The organism is Bacteroides faecis (genome assembly GCF_020091505.1).
GTDB lineage: Bacteria > Bacteroidota > Bacteroidia > Bacteroidales > Bacteroidaceae > Bacteroides > Bacteroides faecis.
The window spans coordinates 1,582,925-1,599,831 of record NZ_CP081916.1 but is presented as its reverse complement, the minus strand read 5'-3'; the positions used below and the strand labels follow the sequence as shown (position 1 = coordinate 1,599,831).

Sequence of the window (16,907 nt, the reverse complement as noted above, 5' to 3'; positions counted from 1 at the left end):
AATATGACGAAAAATACAGAAAAAGGAGTAGACTTAAGTCTTAGACAGTTTATAAAAAGTCTGGGATACATTGCAGGAGGAACCGCTTTACTCAGCACAACACCCTGGTTGTCTTCCTGCACCCCTGAAAAGCTCAAAGAGATACGCAACGAGAAAGCACGGATCGCTTTAATCGGAACAGGTTCCAGAGGACAGTACCATATCCATAACCTGAAGGAAATTCCGCATGCACAGATTGTCGCAGTTTGCGACAACTACGCTCCTAACCTTCAGCAAGCATTAGATTTGTGTCCGGATGCCAAACCATACACAGATTATCGTCAATTACTGGAATCGGCAGATATCGACGGAGTCATTATTTCCACTCCGCTGAACTGGCATGCTCCTATTGTATTGGACGCATTGGCAGCAGGCAAACATGTGTTTTGCGAAAAGGCAATGGCACGTACCTTAGACGAGTGTAAGGCTATTTATGACGCTTACCAAAATACCGGTCAGGTACTTTACTTCTGCATGCAGCGGATGTATGACGAGAAGTACATCAAAGGGATGCAAATGATTCATTCCGGACTCATTGGAGACGTTGTAGGAATGCGTTGCCACTGGTTTAGAAATGCAGACTGGCGCCGCCCTGTTCCTTCTCCGGAACTGGAACGTCAAATAAACTGGCGATTGTATAAAGAAAGTTCCGGCGGACTAATGACCGAACTAGCTTGCCACCAGCTGGAAGTCTGCAACTGGGCAGCCCGGCGAATGCCGGAAAGCATTATCGGTATGGGCGATATTGTCTACTGGAAAGACGGACGTGAAGTATATGACAGCGTAAATGTAACTTACCGGTACTCCGACGGAGCTAAAATTGCTTACGAATCATTGATTTCCAATAAATTCAATGGCATGGAAGACCAGATTCTGGGACATAAAGGTACTATGGAAATGGCAAAAGGAATTTACTATCTGGAAGAAGACCATTCAACATCAGGAATACGGCAACTGATCGGGCAAGTGAAAGACAAAGTATTTGCAGCAATCCCTACAGCAGGTCCCAGCTGGCGCCCGGAAACCAAAATGGAGTATACCCCTCACTTCATCATCGAGGGAGATATTCAGGTCAACAATGGTCTGAGCATGATCGGAGCTGATAAAGACGGTTCAGATATTATCCTCTCTTCGTTCTGCCAGTCGTGTATCACCGGCGAAAAAGCACAGAATGTAGTAGAAGAAGCTTATTGTTCCACGGTACTTTGCCTGCTCGGCAATCAGGCCATGGAAGAAGAGCGCCGCATCCTTTTCCCAGATGAATATAAAATCCCTTACATGAAATTTTAAGTTATGAAAGATATCATTATTACCTCCCAGAAAATCAGAAGGGAAAGAAACATTTACCTGGTATGCTTTCTTCTCGCTTTCGTGATTAATATTGCTGCTATTGTGGCATATACACGTCCCTGGATTGAAACGTTCACCCAACTCGGATATGTTTTTGTAATCAGCCTCTTTATCTATTTCATACAATGGATTCCCCGTATACTCTTTATTGGACTGCGCTACTTTTTTCGAAAGAAAAAATAGCATCCTGACGTTTTTTGAAGACCAATTAACGGAAAAGAAGTCTGATATTACCTAATAACAGCTTAATTTTGAAAAAAAATAAATACTATGACTACAAGAAGAGATTTTATAAAAAAGACAGTAGCAGGTACAGCCGCCCTTTCTTTGGGAAGTATCATTCCCGGATTCGGTGCCAATAGTTATCAAGAAATTCTAGGTGCAAACGACAAAATACGTATCGGGGTTATTGGTGTTAACTCCAGAGGGAATGCCCTGGCACAAGGATTTGCTAAAATGAAAGGTTGCGAAGTAACCTATCTTTGCGATGTTGATTCAAGAGCACTAGAGAAATGTCAGGCAGACATACATAAAATCAGCGGACGTACTCCGAAGGGAGAAAAGGACATCCGCAAAATGCTGGAATCAACCGATTTTGAAGCAGTAGTTATCGCTACTCCCGACCATTGGCATGCAAAGGCGGCTATCATGGCTATGCAGGCAGGCAAACATGTCTACCTGGAAAAACCGACCAGCCATAATCCGGCGGAAAATGAAATGCTGATGCGCGCCACTCTCAAATACAACCGTATTGTCCAAGTCGGCAACCAACGCCGTTCGTGGCCGAATGTAATCAAAGCAATAGAAGAAATCAAGTCAGGAACGATTGGCAAGGTGAGGTATGCCAAGTCTTGGTATGTCAACAATCGTCCTTCGATCGGAACAGGTAAAGTCATGCCTGTACCGGATTATCTGGACTGGGATTTATGGCAAGGGCCGGCACCTCGTGTGGCTGACTTTAAAGACAATTATATTCATTACAACTGGCACTGGTTCTGGAACTGGGGTACAGGTGAAGCATTGAATAACGGAACTCACTTTGTCGACATACTCCGTTGGGGGCTGGGTGTGGACTATCCGACAAAGGTAGACTCCATCGGGGGGAGATACCGGTTTCAGGACGACTGGCAAACACCGGATACACAACTCATTTCCTTCCAGTTCGGTGACGAAGCTTCCTGTTCCTGGGAAGGGCGTAGCTGCAACAGTACTCCGGTAGACGGATTCGGAGTAGGTACGGCTTTCTACGGAGAAACAGGTACGCTCTTTATCAGTGGCGGTAATGAATATAAAATAACAGATTTACAGGGTAAAGTTATCAAGGACGTAAAAAGTAATTTGAAGTTTGAAACCGGCAATCTATTAAATCCATCGGAAAAGCTGGACGCCTTTCACTTCGAAAACTGGTTTGACGCTATCCGCAAAGGAGGCAAGCTGAACTCCGGCATCGTAGATGCCTGTATCAGTACACAGCTTGTACAACTCGGCAATATTGCACAGCGCGTAGGTCATTCTTTAAACATTGATCCGGGTAGCGGACGTATTCTCAATGATTTGGAAGCTAACAAGCTTTGGGGAAGAGAATACGAAAAAGGTTGGGAAATAAGGGTATAATCCGCATTCTCCCCTCAGGTTTCTTCATTAGGTTTAAGTTTCATTGAGATATGACGCCAGTGCGTCATATCTCTTTTTGTATAATAAAGCAAACGAACGCATCTGTTATTATAGTTTACCATAGCAACTGCTTTATAAGAGAGATACTATACATCCTCCATCGAGATATATTGAAAATAGTTTATCTTTTACACAATGACTATTTGAACGTTTCTAATAAATTCTTTCATCGTTTATTAGAAACGTCTCTCTAGTTTATTATAAACGCGAATAGTTCCTTTTGCAGAAAAAGTCTCAAATTTATGCAACAAAAAAGGCTGTAAATCCACTAAAGATTCACAGCCCATTGTTTACACATGAGTTCCCAGCAGGTTATCACTGGCTGATTTTTCCTGTTATATTGTTAGCATATTACACCTATTTTGAGGTAAACACATGCAGATAAATGTTGCAATAAACAATTCTTTTTTCATTAATTTCGGTTTTTAGTCAGGCTTTATAGCCGACTACAAATATACAACATAAAAAGAACGTTGTCAAGTCCCTGGGTAGTTTACTCACGAAAACAAAGGATGATTGGAGTTGTCAGTATCATAAAAAACGTGAGTTCTTTTCGTCCTCATATGAATTAATTTCGTATTTTTGCGTGCACATCCCCTTTTTTTTGATGTAAAGAAGATAATTTGTTGTAAAAGCAAAGCGAAGATTGATATATGAGTGACGAAATCAACGAGATAACGGAAGAACATTCAGACTACAAACCGGCGGACGCGCGGGACGAAAACGTAAAGCATCAGTTAACAGGCATGTACCAGAATTGGTTTCTGGACTATGCTTCTTATGTGATTCTGGAACGTGCCGTTCCCCACATCAACGATGGTTTGAAGCCTGTGCAACGACGTATTCTACATTCCATGAAACGGCTGGACGACGGACGGTATAACAAAGTGGCAAATATTGTGGGACACACCATGCAGTTCCATCCGCACGGTGATGCTTCTATCGGCGATGCACTGGTACAGTTGGGGCAGAAAGACCTGCTGATTGACTGTCAGGGTAACTGGGGTAATATTCTCACCGGAGACGGTGCGGCAGCTCCCCGTTATATTGAGGCACGCCTTTCCAAGTTCGCATTGGACATCGTATTCAATCCTAAAACCACCGAATGGAAACTGTCATACGACGGCAGAAACAAAGAACCGGTGACTCTCCCTGTCAAATTCCCTCTATTGCTGGCACAGGGAGTGGAAGGTATTGCTGTCGGACTTTCATCCAAGATATTACCTCACAATTTCAACGAACTTTGCGATGCCTCTATCAGCTATCTGCGTGGAGAGTCGTTCCAGCTATATCCCGACTTCCAGACAGGCGGTTCCATCGACGTTGCCAAATACAACGACGGAGAACGTGGCGGAGCGGTAAAAATACGTGCTAAAATCAACAAGCTGGACAACAAGACACTGGCTATCACGGAGATTCCATATGGCAAGACTACCTCTACCGTCATCGACTCTATCCTAAAGGCAGTTGACAAAGGAAAAATCAAGATACGTAAAGTAGACGACAACACAGCTGCCAACGTAGAGATACTGGTACATCTGGCACCCGGAACATCATCGGACAAAACAATTGACGCATTATATGCCTTTACCGACTGCGAAGTAAGTATCTCCCCCAACTGCTGTGTGATTGATGACAGCAAACCCCACTTCCTCACTGTCAGCAAAGTGCTGAAAAAGTCGGCAGACAACACACTGGGACTGCTGAAACAGGAACTGGAAATCAAGAAAGGGGAAATACTGGAATCACTCCATTTCGCTTCCCTCGAAAAGATATTTATCGAAGAACGCATCTATAAAGACAAAGAGTTCGAGCAATCCAAAGACATGGACGCTGCCTGCGCACATATCGACGACCGCCTGACTCCTTTCTATCCGAGCTTTATCCGTGAAGTAACCAAAGAGGATATTCTCAAACTGATGGAAATCAAGATGGGACGCATCCTGAAGTTCAACACCGACAAAGCCGATGAACTGATCGCCCGTATGAAAGAAGAGATTGCCGAAATCGACGATCACCTCGCTCACATCGTGGACTATACCGTAAACTGGTACCAGATGCTAAAAAACAAATACGGAAAGAACTTCCCGCGCCGCACCGAACTGCGCAACTTCGACACCATCGAAGCCGCCAAAGTGGTAGAAGCCAACGAGAAACTCTACATCAACCGCGAAGAAGGATTTATCGGAACAGCCTTGAAGAAAGACGAATTCGTCGCCAACTGTTCAGATATCGATGATGTAATCGTCTTCTTCCGGGATGGTAAATATATCGTCACCCCGGTAGCCGACAAAAAATTTGTAGGCAAAAACATACTTTATGTCAATGTCTTCAAGAAGAATGACAAGCGAACCATCTACAACATCACTTATCGGGACGGCAAAGAAGGAACGACCTATATCAAACGCTTTGCTGTAACAGGTGTTGTCCGTGACCGTGAATACGATGTCACACAGGGAACGCCAGACTCACGTATCACTTATTTCAGCGCCAACCCGAACGGAGAAGCCGAAATCATCAAAGTGACATTAAAGCCGAACCCACGCGTAAGACGCATTATCTTCGAACGTGATTTCAGCGAAATCAGCATCAAAGGACGTCAGGCACAAGGAGTGATCCTCACCCGTCTGCCGGTTCATAAGATTGCCTTGAAGCAAAAAGGCGGTTCCACCCTCGGAGGGCGAAAGGTATGGTTCGACCGTGATATCCTGCGCCTCAACTACGATGGACGGGGAGAATATCTGGGAGAATTCCAAAGCGACGACACCATTCTGGTGGTGCTCAACAATGGCGAGTTCTACACCACTAACTTTGACCTGAGCAACCATTACGAGGACAATGTCAGCATTGTCGAGAAGTTTGACCCGAACAAGATATGGACTGCCGCGCTTTATGACGCCGACCAGCAGAACTATCCATATCTGAAACGTTTCTGTTTTGAGGGTTCCAACCGCAAGCAGAACTATCTGGGAGAAAATAAGAATACCCGTCTGATCCTCCTGACTGACGAGTACTATCCTCGTCTGGAAGTTATATTTGGCGGTCACGACAGCTTCCGTGAAGCGATGGTGATTGATGCGGAAGAATTTATCGCAGTGAAAGGTTTCAAAGCCAAAGGGAAGCGAATCACTACCTACACGGTGGATACCATCAACGAGCTTGAACCTACCCGTTTCCCGGAACCGGTAAAGGAACAGCCCGAAGAAGCGGCAGAAGAACCGGAAAATCTGGACCCGGACAGCGATAAAAGCGAAGGGGACATCATTGATGAAATTACGGGACAGATGAAGCTGTTTTAGCTAACGTATACATGCGGTAAAAAATACCCAATGTGCCAATGAAGAAAAACTTATTATACCTAGGGCTGACAGGATACCTCCTGTTCGCCCTTTGCACAAGATTACAGGCGCAGACCGACAGTCTGCAAGCTCATCGCTATGTAACACGTGCCACCATGTACGGGGTCGGATTTACCAACGTGTTCGACACCTATCTTTCGCCTCAGGAATATAAAGGAATAGATTTCCGCATTTCCCGCGAGACGATTCGGATGACAAAATTGTTCGACGGAAATGTTTCTGTGCAGAACTTCTTTCAGGCAGACGTCGGCTATACACATAACCGCGCAGACAACAACAATACCTTTTCCGGACTCGTCAACTGGAATTACGGCCTTCATTATCAGTTTCGTCTGACCGAAAACTTCAAGTTACTGGCAGGAGGACTGTTTGACGCCAACGGAGGCTTCGTTTACAACCTTCGCAATAGTAACAATCCGGCTTCTGCACGGGCATATGTCAATCTGGACGCTTCGGGAATGGCCATCTGGCACCTGAAAATCAAACGCTATCCGATGGTGCTCCGCTATCAGGTCAACCTGCCGGTGATCGGGCTCATGTTCTCACCGCACTACGGGCAATCTTATTACGAAATTTTCTCACTGGGTAACTCCGGCGGAGTCATCCAGTTTACCTCTCTCCACAATCAGCCCTCCCTTCGTCAGATGCTTTCTGTCGATCTGCCAATAGGATATACCAAGATGCGTTTCAGTTATCTGGCAGATTTGCAGCAATCCAACGTAAACGGGATTAAGACACATACTTACTCTCATGTATTTATGGTAGGGTTTGTGAAAGACCTGTATCGGCTTTCCAACAAAAAAGGTACAGGGCTGCCTTCATCGGTAAGGGCATACTAGAATAAGTGGAAAGTTGAAAATTAAAAGACTATAGACAAGAACTGAAAGATTAAGAATGAGAAATAGAATTATACAAATACTTTTGCTGCTCTGTTGCCTCCCCATACAGACGGGATGTATCGGAGAAGATGATTTCGCAGATGATCCTGTAGGAAACTTCGAGCAACTGTGGAAGATCATTGACGAACGGTATTGCTTTCTGGACTCGAAAGGCATTGACTGGGACGCTGTTCATGAGAAATACAGCAAACTGATTGTGCCGGGCATGTCCAATGACGACCTTTTCGATAAACTTAGCGAGATGCTCTATATCCTGAAAGACGGCCATGTCAATCTTTCATCCGCCAAGCGTGTCTCTTATTACGATGCATGGTATCAGGGATATCCGTGGAACTACCGGGAAGATATTCTGTACCAATACTATCTGGGTAGTGCCAGCAAAGACTACTACACATCGGCAGGTATGAAATACAAAATATTCGATAACAATATCGGATATATCCGCTACGAAAGTTTCAGCTCCGGAGTTGGTGATGGCAATCTGGATGAAATCCTTGTCTATCTGGCCACCTGCAACGGACTGATTATCGATGTACGTGACAACGGAGGAGGTAACCTGACCAATTCTTCCCGCATCGCCGCCCGATTCACCAACAATAAAATCCTGACCGGATATATACAGCATAAGACGGGAACAGGACATAGCGACTTCTCCAAACCGGAACCAATCTATTTGGAACCTTCCAACAGCATCCGGTGGCAAAAGAAAGTCGTCATACTGACCAACCGCCGTTGCTACAGTGCAACCAACGACTTTGTTAATCTGATGCGTAGCATAGACAACGGCAATATCATCCAAGTCGGTGACCAGACAGGAGGCGGTTCGGGACTTCCTTTCACATCGGAATTGCCAAACGGGTGGAGCATCCGCTTCTCCGCCAGCCCCCATTTCGACAAAAATATGCAACCACTGGAAGAAGGTATTTTACCTGATATAGACATTGATATGACTGAAGAAGACCAGTCCAAGCATAAAGATACGCTGATTGAAAAAGCTTTCGAAATCTTAAGCGAATAACTTTATTGCCTAATTATTTGTCAAATCAGAAAATCTTCCTATCTTTGCACCGCTAAACAAAAAGCGACGCATGCGGATGTGGCGTAATTGGTAGCCGCGCCAGACTTAGGATCTGGTGCCGTGAGGCGTGTAGGTTCGAGTCCTATCATCCGCACAAAATAAACTAGAAAGCCTTCAAGATTATTCTTGAGGGCTTTTTCATTGATTACACATATGAAAAAACATCAACTTTGCTGCATCGGTCATATTACTTTAGACAAAGTAGTCACTCCTCTAAATACAGTCTACATGCCTGGAGGTACTGCTTTTTATTGTTCACATGCCATTCGTCATTTCAATGACATTGACTATGCATTGATTACAGCCGTCGGTGCTACAGAAATAAAGGTAGTAGAAGAACTGCGTGAAACTGGGATCAATGTTACTGCATTACCCAGCAAACACTCCGTATACTTTGAGAATATCTATGGAGAAAATCCCGATGACCGCACACAACGTGTATTGACTAAAGCCGATCCTTTCACCGCTTCTCAACTCCGGGAAATAGAGGCGGAGATTTATCACCTCGGGTCCCTGTTAGCTGATGATTTTTCTTTAGAAGTGATTAAGGAGTTATCTCAAAAAGGGCTGATAGCTGTCGACTCACAAGGATACCTGCGTGAAGTCCGCGATACCCATGTATATCCGGTAGACTGGACTGACAAACGGGAAGCCCTGCAATATATCCATTTCCTGAAAGTGAATGAGCATGAAATGGAAGTGCTTACCGGACTTTCCGATCCTCACGAGGCAGCACGAAAACTGCATGAATGGGGAGTCAAAGAGGTATTAGTCACATTAGGCAGTATGGGGTCTCTCATATTCGATGGAAAAGATTTCTACCGAATTCCTGCTTATAAGCCTCAGCAAGTAGTGGACGCCACTGGCTGTGGAGACACCTACACAATCGGATATTTATATCGACGGGTATCGGGTGCAAGTATCGAAGAAGCAGGCCGATTTGCTGCTGCCATGTCTACATTAAAGATTGAAAAATCCGGTCCTTTCTGTGGGAATAAGGAAGATGTATTGCAATGTATGAAGACTGCAGAACAAATGTTCTGAGTTCAAAGCAGATATCTACTTTCTTATTTTAAACACCGGAGCAATCTCATTCACTCGTTTATCAGGCATATTAATAATAAGTCCCTGATCAGTACGAGTGAATGTAACCTTTCCGTAACCTAGCAAGTCGATTCTGCTAATCTTCCCGGGATACTGTTCACTTCCTGCCGCCAACGATTTAATAATGACCTGTTTCTCTTCCGGCCATGCCAGCACTATCGCATATAAATTCTTGTCAGTTTGTGTAAACCGAATTTCTTTTGAAGTTGCTCTATTATAAGTTCCTTCATTGAAGCCCTGCGCATTGATAGGAACGGAAGATTCTGCTATCGGACCTTCTCCAAAGACTTTCCACGGACGGGTATCAATAATACCTTCTTTATTAACAGCCATCCAGTCGCCCAAATCATTTAGAATCACTTCTTCTTTTTCATCAAATGTCCCATCTGCCCGAAGAGGAACGCTGAGCAACAGATTACCATTCTTACTGACAATATCGACTAAGAGTTTTACAACTGACGCTGCCGATTTATAACCATTGTGTTCATAAATAGAAGTGTTATAATGCCAACCGCCAATACATGAGCACGACTGCCAGGGTTCTTCGATAATCCTATCCGGAGCACCACGTTCCACATCCCAGACTAAAGCTTTACGTTGTTGTTCATCCAGTATCTTAGCGAGCATCACAGCTTCCAGCTTACCTTTATGATCCGCCATATTATGATTATAGAAATGCGCGGCAATCTTCAATCCCGCATCACTGATAGGATAAAAAGGAAGTACAGTCACATCAAAATAAATCAAATCCGGATGATACCGGTTGATAGCATCCAAGGTACGGTCATAGAAATTCGTACAATATTCCTGAGTAGGCAGACAAACACCCTTTCCCCATGCCCATTGCTTATGGATCATACCATTGCTCCAGCTGCCTTCACTCAGCGGATGATTCTGTGCATATAAATCCTGGGGGGCATACCCTTCCCACCATTTTCCTTTACCATCCTCCTTAGTCAGCTTTCCATCATAAGGAATACCGGCTTTCGGACCTTCCCTGTCATAACGCTGTGAAGGTTCATACCAGGTCCAGGCGTGATCGGCATGGAAGCTAATTCCAAAAGGAAGCTCATATTTACGTGCTGCTTTCTCCCATTCCGCCAGAATATCTCTTTTTGGGCCCATATTCACCGAATTCCACGGCTGGTATTGGCTATCCCAAAGATCCATATTATCATGATGATTGCCCAATGCAAAAAAATACTGTGCCCCTATCTTCTTATATAGTGCAACCAATTTATCCGGGTCCCATCTTTCGGCCTTAAACAGAGGGATAATATCTTTAAACCCCACCTCTGACGGATGCCCATAATGCTTCACATGATGATTATAAGCCCTTGAACCTTCAAAATACAGTTCACGCGCCATCCAGTCACCGGAGCCCTCTACACACTGTGGTCCCCAATGCGCCCAAATACCAAACTTGGCATTTCTAAACCATTCCGGTACTTTATAATTTCGCAGAGATTCCCAGGTAGGCTTAAACTTTCCTTCCATCATTTTTTCATTCTTTTCTGAGACAGGTACAGAATAATCCTGAGCCATTGCCATCTCTGACGATAATAACAGAGCAGAAGCCAATAATAATAGTCTTGTTTTCATGGTATAGTTATTTATGTATTCCTCCACATTTGTGTGAATGCAAAGATAAAGAGCAATTCGGCATTTCTACTATCTAAAGACGTCATCACATAGGACATTATCGATTTTTATATCTAAAAACAGTTCTTCCGACACGAAAACGAGTGATTCAAGATGAAATAATAGCTTTTCCATTGGATAATAAATATAGTTATCGTTATTTTGCAAGCAGCTTTGTTTTCTATTCAATCATTTGAACCATGACACAATCAATTGACCAGCTACATTTGCTTATATTAAACGTAGGACTAGCCATCCACAACGCAGACTGGAATTGGAGAAACGTGAACAGTCCATTCACCAGACTTTATTATGTAACCGAAGGGGCTGCCCGTATCCTATTGCCGACAGGGATACAGGAATTAAAGCCGGATCATCTCTATCTGGTTCCATCATTTACAACTCACAGTTATTTGTGTGATACCCATTTTGCCCATTATTACCTTCACATATACGAAGACCACCAATCAGAATCAAGCATCCTGGAGGACTTTAGTTTCCCGACAGAGATACCGGCAGGAGATTTAGAACTGCCTCTTATTAAAAGATTGTGCGGAATAAATCCCACCATGCAGCTACCACAATCCGATCCTACAAGCTACGATAACAACCCCACATTAATCAAGAACATCATAAAGAACAAACAACGCACCTTTTGTGACAAAGTAGAATCACGGGGAATCGTTTATCAGCTCATGGCACGTTTCTTAAAAGACGCCCAGCCTAAGGCAGAAATAAACGATGACCGGATTCAAAAAGTACTTTCTTATATCCGAAAGAATATTTATAAAACAATAGATATAGATTCATTGGCAGCAATCTCCTGTCTGTCCAAAGATCATTTCATCCGACTTTTCAGAAAAGAAGTAAACAACACACCATTGCAATACATCAACCAAAAGAAAATAGAAAAAGCACAGCTTATATTGATAACAGACAGTATGCCGATAAAGAACATATCTTATCTGCTGGCTTATGAAGACCACTCTTATTTCAACCGCTTATTTAAAAAGTTGACAGGAGTTACTCCACAGCAATACAGAGATAGGTACAAGAAATAATAATACAGCAAATTACACTCCCATATCCAGCCATTGTTTTTCAATATTTGTCCGCAAATAATACCTGATTATGAAGTTATAACAGCAGAGAACATTTCTAGCTGATTATTAAGGCATTAGGAAGATGTTATTCGGTGTATGGAGACTGCGGAGCAGATGTACTAAAAGAGAGCCATACAGGCGTTAATATCAATAAGCAGAGCGCTGTTTTATCTTGAAAAAGGATGAAACAGCGCTCTGTTTATTAACTACTTTTTTCTCCTGTTCTTAATAAGTTGCCCTAGAAAAACACCACTCATTGTGAAAATCATTGCAATGGAAGCCGAGAACCAACGACTACTTTCCGTACATAAAAGAATGGTAAAGAGTCCCAATAATAGAACAAAGAATAATGCCAATTTAATATTACCTTTCATGTATCTTCGAACGTTTAAATTTAACAATCAGGAAATAGACACTTTGAAAGAAGACGCCAATAAATATCATTTTCAGACCATCAACATCAAACATACGTTCACACAGAACTCCGACAATCTTTAAAGCACAAAGTACTGCAATGATAAATGTGAAAGCATATTGTAAGGCAGCATTTCTTATCTTTAAATATTCAGCACTTGTTTCTTTACAGCACCAAGGAAAAAGATGCACCAAATTAAAGCCAACAAAAATAGATACCAAAGTATCATATTCAAAGGGTACTACGAATATCTCATATATTCCCCAAAGAATAAGCAGTATAATAATCATCACATCTGCCTTATTTTCTTTCACACATTTCATATCATTAGTTTATTCCGGTTCGATTTTTATAGAAATCACACACCAACAATAAGATCGTAAAGACCAACATTATAAGCATGAAAGTATTTGGATATTCCTCATTTATTCTCATCTTGTAAATGAGCAAATAAGTAGCAGGCAATATCCATATCCTTTTAAGGATGATTATTAAAGCACGTTTCATATTACAAGTTTTAAAAGGTATAACTTAACTCATTCCCACAAAGATAGCAATTAAATTAAAACTAAGAGTAATACTAATTTAATATCATCACCTTCATGCATTTTTTATTTTAGAGGTCTAAACAGCAGACAAATAGAGCATTGATATTCATTCTTTTAGCTTTTCAAGAACTCTTATTAAATAATAATCATAAGTATATATTTCATCTTCATATGGTTTACCGTTATGCTTTTTAACTGCCTTCACTTCAACAACATACCTATACCCTTCCTCATAAATATCATCAAAATCAACAATTCTATTAATGACGATTTTATTATTATTAACATCATAAGCTATGTAGACATAATAATCCACATTAATCACCGGATCATGTATCTTTTCTTTATGAGGTGATATCGTAAGAGTCATTATCTCTTCTTCATTCTTTTCATCATCATTACATGATACAGATGTACACAATATCACAAAAAAGAATAGTATGTAATTGAAAGGTTCAAAACATCTCATACTTCAATTATTAATTAAGCAATAGAAATAAAAGTCAATCTCTTTGTATCCGCATCCGAGGAATTATTAGGTATAGATATATTCCTATTATCAATAATTACACTATTAAGATGTAAATATACCATAGGGTTATACATAAGCCATTTCAACACATCCAATTTGGATGAATTAGACACACCATTAACTACTCCTTTTAAAGATAACTTTGCTGTATAAAAGCCTTGTGGGATTTCTATACTCGGCAAATACAAGTCTTCATAACCGGAAGTCTCAGAAAGCGGTATTTCTTTTGTATAAATGCAATTTCCTGTTCTATTGTTTGTAATAGTAATAATTGCTTTAACATCAAAATCATTTAGTGAGTACCCATTAAGTTTATTATGGTCAAAACGAAAAGAATGTTGAAATCTGAAAACTATATTAGTTTTCTCTGGACATCTCAGATATTTACTTCGTATGTATTCATAAGGACTATCGACTGGTTCGTTATGACCTAATGGGTCGTAAAAAGTATAATTAATAGCCGGTTGTAATTTTGCCAAAGCAAGCATATCACCGTTTGCAATCCAACTTCTGTTAGCATAAAAAGTCGATCCATCAGTTTTTTTTGTCATCACCACTTCTCCATTAAGCCATGAACCATATAACATGATAGAATTGAAATCAAATGCCCCAAAATCTGCTCCATTTTCTCCACGTTCAATATAAGTTTTATATTGATTCCTGTCATCTGCACTCATTTTACTAAAATCAATATTAACATATTGGTCCCTATCAGCTCTACACTGTTCATGGTATAATCCAATTGCATGACACAACTCGTGCATAATTGTCCCTTTAGTCCATGCCGCTTTTGTTATTTCAATATTTTGTTCAAATCCTTTCATACCTAAGTAAGTAGAAAATGCAGAGAATGTATCACTATTAATAAATTTAATCCGTACATAATTTAATGATCCATAATAATTAGCAGGTAAAAATGTTAGATATGAATGACCTTCCAATTCAGTTATCGCAGAATAAAATTCTACTGCATAATTACTGGGGACATTATCGAGTAAATAATATACTTTATTATTGGGCCAACTCCTATTTAATATTCCTGCACCTCTAGAGCTCATTTTAAAAAGGTCCTCTTTGTAAATTCGTATATCCCCTTGAAATAGAAAATAATCTCCCTTATCAATTACTGCTACTTCACTACCCCACAAATTTATAGTTGTGAAATCATAGTTATTTTCATCATATACAGAAAGCTCATTTTCTGTCTTTATTTCATTGCTAAAATCGTTACTATCCGAACAACAAGTAAGAATCAAACTAAATAATATCACAAGAAAAGCCATAAATACTATTCTGATATTTTTAAGTGTCATTGTTTCCATAATTCAAAATTTTAAATTAAATATTTTCCACTAGATCTCCATTCCTAAAGACTAAAAGAGCAAATAGCAATTAAATCGATACAATTCCTTTTTCATTCATATTTTCACATACAGGATAAATAATATTATTCATCAATAACAGAAGACCAGTCCTAACTGAAAATCAAGACGTCGCACATAGATTCTGTCCAGTTTATCAGGGCGTAATGTTTCTTTTTTGTCATCGACTGTCGCTTTTATCTTCTTAAAATCGCCAGTTAAAATCGAGAATCCTCCGTTTACTGCAAGATGGTCTGTCAACTTATATTCAATTCCAAAATCCATATTCCCGGCAAATGCACCGGAGCTACATTTAAAATCAGCATTACTACGCCCTTCGTTTCGATAATGCAGATAACCAACTCCTAACACATAACTAAAAAAAGTTCTTTCGTTTATTGGTATTTTAAATCCGAGTTGTGGTCCTAAGTACCAAAGATCCACATTGTCAGCAACATTCGTGCCATCATCAAGAGCATAATTGGCAGAAGTACCGGAGAGGTTAAATTTTAATCCGGCAACCCAAAACTTATCAATTCGATAGAGCGCTTTCACATTACACATCAAACCTCCATCATACCCTCCACGATAACCAATACCAAAAGGTGACAAGTTTGATTTTCCAAACAATACACCTTTTCCACCCTCTACTGAGATAAAAAGCTTATCTTTAGAGAAACTTTGTGCAAATCCCACCATAGCAGAAAGCACAAATAAGAAAGATAAAATAAGTTTTCTCATCTTACTATTTTTTATGTCCATAGTCACATGAATAATGACATTAGATATCACCAATTCATGTGACTATTGCTGTTTACACTTATTATTACGGCTTTAAAGAGACAACCTCTTCCGGCTCTATCCACAAGATCGCACTACTCTCCGCGACTACCACAGAAGAAACCAGGGCCTTACGTTCAGTAAGTGGTAATTGAGCATCAGATATAATCTGTACACAACCTTGTGTATATTCTTTCAAATCATCTTCATTAGTTATCAGACTTGCTGTTGAAACATAGCTATGAATCACATCCAACTGCTGAGCATACTCAGGCGCTTTCGCTTTATAGTATGATATTAATTGTTCATCACTTTGCATAAGCTCAGATGTGAGTGGCATCGTTTTTACATTATTCATTATTGCATCTTCATCACTTGCAGACAAAGAGTAACCATATTTTTCCGCTTTGGACACAATAAGATTTGTCCATTCTTCAGCTGTCAAATTCTGATCAAAGATACCTTCATTCTCTTCTGCTATTTCAAGAAGAATTGCATTATGCGAAAATCCAATGCTATCCTCCTGTTCCATTAAACAAGGAATATCTCTCACAAAAGCCACTTCGTTAGGAAGTTCCGGTCTAGGAACAACATAAGCACAAGATGCACCTAACGCAGAAAAAATAGCACCACCAATTAGTGCACCTCCACCTCCAAGAGAAGAGCCTAATAATGCACCCGTAGCATCACAAGCCAACACAGTTCTGAACCACTTCCAAAATCCTCTTGTACTTGTGGACGTAGCATGAGTCGCAGCAAAATCTTGGCTATAAAGATTTAAAGCCTCGTTCAATTTCACATAATTTACTTCAACTTCTGTTTTCTCTTTTACATCTGTTTTAACGTCGTCAGAACATGAAACGCAATAGAAGCTACATAGTAATAGCATAAATAACAATTTAGTTTTCATAAAATCTTAGATTTAAAACATTATTGATTATAACTCTCCAGTTTTAGAATACAACACTCACGAAACTTGGAAAAAAGATGAATGTTAATAATAGAACGTTGGCCTCCATTCTTT

The 16,907-nt window shown here is 40.8% G+C and carries 14 protein-coding genes and 1 tRNA gene; 9 read left to right on the top strand and 6 right to left on the bottom strand.

Going from position 1 to position 16,907, the window contains the following annotated elements; genetic code table 11:
* Positions 1-3 precede the first annotated feature (3 nt).
* The 8 genes from K6V30_RS06425 to K6V30_RS06390 all read left to right on the top strand — a co-directional run bounded on the left by K6V30_RS06425 (position 4) and on the right by K6V30_RS06390 (position 9,443).
* Complete coding sequence (locus K6V30_RS06425; RefSeq protein WP_055269075.1) at positions 4-1,329, top strand: Gfo/Idh/MocA family protein; 1,326 nt, start codon at positions 4-6, stop codon at positions 1,327-1,329.
* A 3-nt stretch (positions 1,330-1,332) separates the two neighbouring features.
* Positions 1,333-1,572 carry a hypothetical protein gene (locus K6V30_RS06420; RefSeq protein WP_055269074.1) on the top strand — a complete coding sequence of 80 codons (240 nt, stop codon included), beginning with the start codon at positions 1,333-1,335 and terminating at the stop codon, positions 1,570-1,572.
* A gap of 87 nt (positions 1,573-1,659) precedes the next feature.
* Positions 1,660-3,003 (top strand): Gfo/Idh/MocA family protein, encoded by a 1,344-nt coding sequence (locus tag K6V30_RS06415; protein ID WP_055269073.1) that lies wholly within the window; start codon positions 1,660-1,662, stop codon positions 3,001-3,003.
* A gap of 713 nt (positions 3,004-3,716) precedes the next feature.
* Positions 3,717-6,362: a DNA gyrase/topoisomerase IV subunit A gene (locus K6V30_RS06410; protein WP_010536292.1), complete on the top strand. Its 2,646-nt coding sequence runs from the start codon at positions 3,717-3,719 to the stop codon at positions 6,360-6,362.
* A gap of 38 nt (positions 6,363-6,400) precedes the next feature.
* On the top strand, positions 6,401-7,261 hold the full coding sequence (locus K6V30_RS06405) for a DUF3316 domain-containing protein (RefSeq protein ID WP_010536291.1): 861 nt from the start codon (positions 6,401-6,403) through the stop codon (positions 7,259-7,261).
* A gap of 55 nt (positions 7,262-7,316) precedes the next feature.
* Positions 7,317-8,339 (top strand): S41 family peptidase, encoded by a 1,023-nt coding sequence (locus K6V30_RS06400; protein WP_010536290.1) that lies wholly within the window; start codon positions 7,317-7,319, stop codon positions 8,337-8,339.
* A 72-nt stretch (positions 8,340-8,411) separates the two neighbouring features.
* A tRNA-Leu gene (locus tag K6V30_RS06395) sits at positions 8,412-8,493 on the top strand.
* Between the two features lie 59 nt (positions 8,494-8,552).
* Positions 8,553-9,443: a carbohydrate kinase family protein gene (locus K6V30_RS06390; protein WP_029425238.1), complete on the top strand. Its 891-nt coding sequence runs from the start codon at positions 8,553-8,555 to the stop codon at positions 9,441-9,443.
* Between the two features lie 15 nt (positions 9,444-9,458).
* Here K6V30_RS06390 and K6V30_RS06385 read toward each other — a convergent pair whose 3' ends face one another.
* On the bottom strand, positions 9,459-11,105 hold the full coding sequence (locus K6V30_RS06385; RefSeq protein WP_055269072.1) for an alpha-L-fucosidase: 1,647 nt from the start codon (positions 11,103-11,105) through the stop codon (positions 9,459-9,461).
* Positions 11,106-11,344: 239 nt separating this feature from the next.
* On the opposite strand from K6V30_RS06385, the gene K6V30_RS06380 reads away from it, so the two are divergent.
* Positions 11,345-12,205, top strand: a complete 861-nt coding sequence (locus tag K6V30_RS06380; RefSeq protein WP_055269071.1) for a helix-turn-helix transcriptional regulator — start codon at positions 11,345-11,347, stop codon at positions 12,203-12,205.
* Positions 12,206-12,610: 405 nt separating this feature from the next.
* On the opposite strand, the gene K6V30_RS06375 is transcribed toward K6V30_RS06380, so the two are convergent.
* The 5 genes from K6V30_RS06375 to K6V30_RS06355 all read right to left on the bottom strand — a co-directional run bounded on the left by K6V30_RS06375 (position 12,611) and on the right by K6V30_RS06355 (position 16,793).
* Positions 12,611-12,976 carry a hypothetical protein gene (locus K6V30_RS06375; RefSeq protein WP_374692868.1) on the bottom strand — a complete coding sequence of 122 codons (366 nt, stop codon included), beginning with the start codon at positions 12,974-12,976 and terminating at the stop codon, positions 12,611-12,613.
* Between the two features lie 340 nt (positions 12,977-13,316).
* Entirely contained in the window at positions 13,317-13,679 is a 363-nt protein-coding gene (locus K6V30_RS06370; RefSeq protein WP_055269069.1) for a hypothetical protein, read from the bottom strand.
* Positions 13,680-13,693: 14 nt separating this feature from the next.
* On the bottom strand, positions 13,694-15,064 hold the full coding sequence (locus K6V30_RS06365) for a M12 family metallopeptidase (protein ID WP_070101309.1): 1,371 nt from the start codon (positions 15,062-15,064) through the stop codon (positions 13,694-13,696).
* 132 nt (positions 15,065-15,196) lie between these two features.
* Positions 15,197-15,844 carry an outer membrane beta-barrel protein gene (locus K6V30_RS06360; protein ID WP_055269067.1) on the bottom strand — a complete coding sequence of 216 codons (648 nt, stop codon included), beginning with the start codon at positions 15,842-15,844 and terminating at the stop codon, positions 15,197-15,199.
* A gap of 85 nt (positions 15,845-15,929) precedes the next feature.
* Complete coding sequence (locus K6V30_RS06355) at positions 15,930-16,793, bottom strand: hypothetical protein (protein ID WP_141758181.1); 864 nt, start codon at positions 16,791-16,793, stop codon at positions 15,930-15,932.
* Positions 16,794-16,907 lie beyond the last annotated feature (114 nt).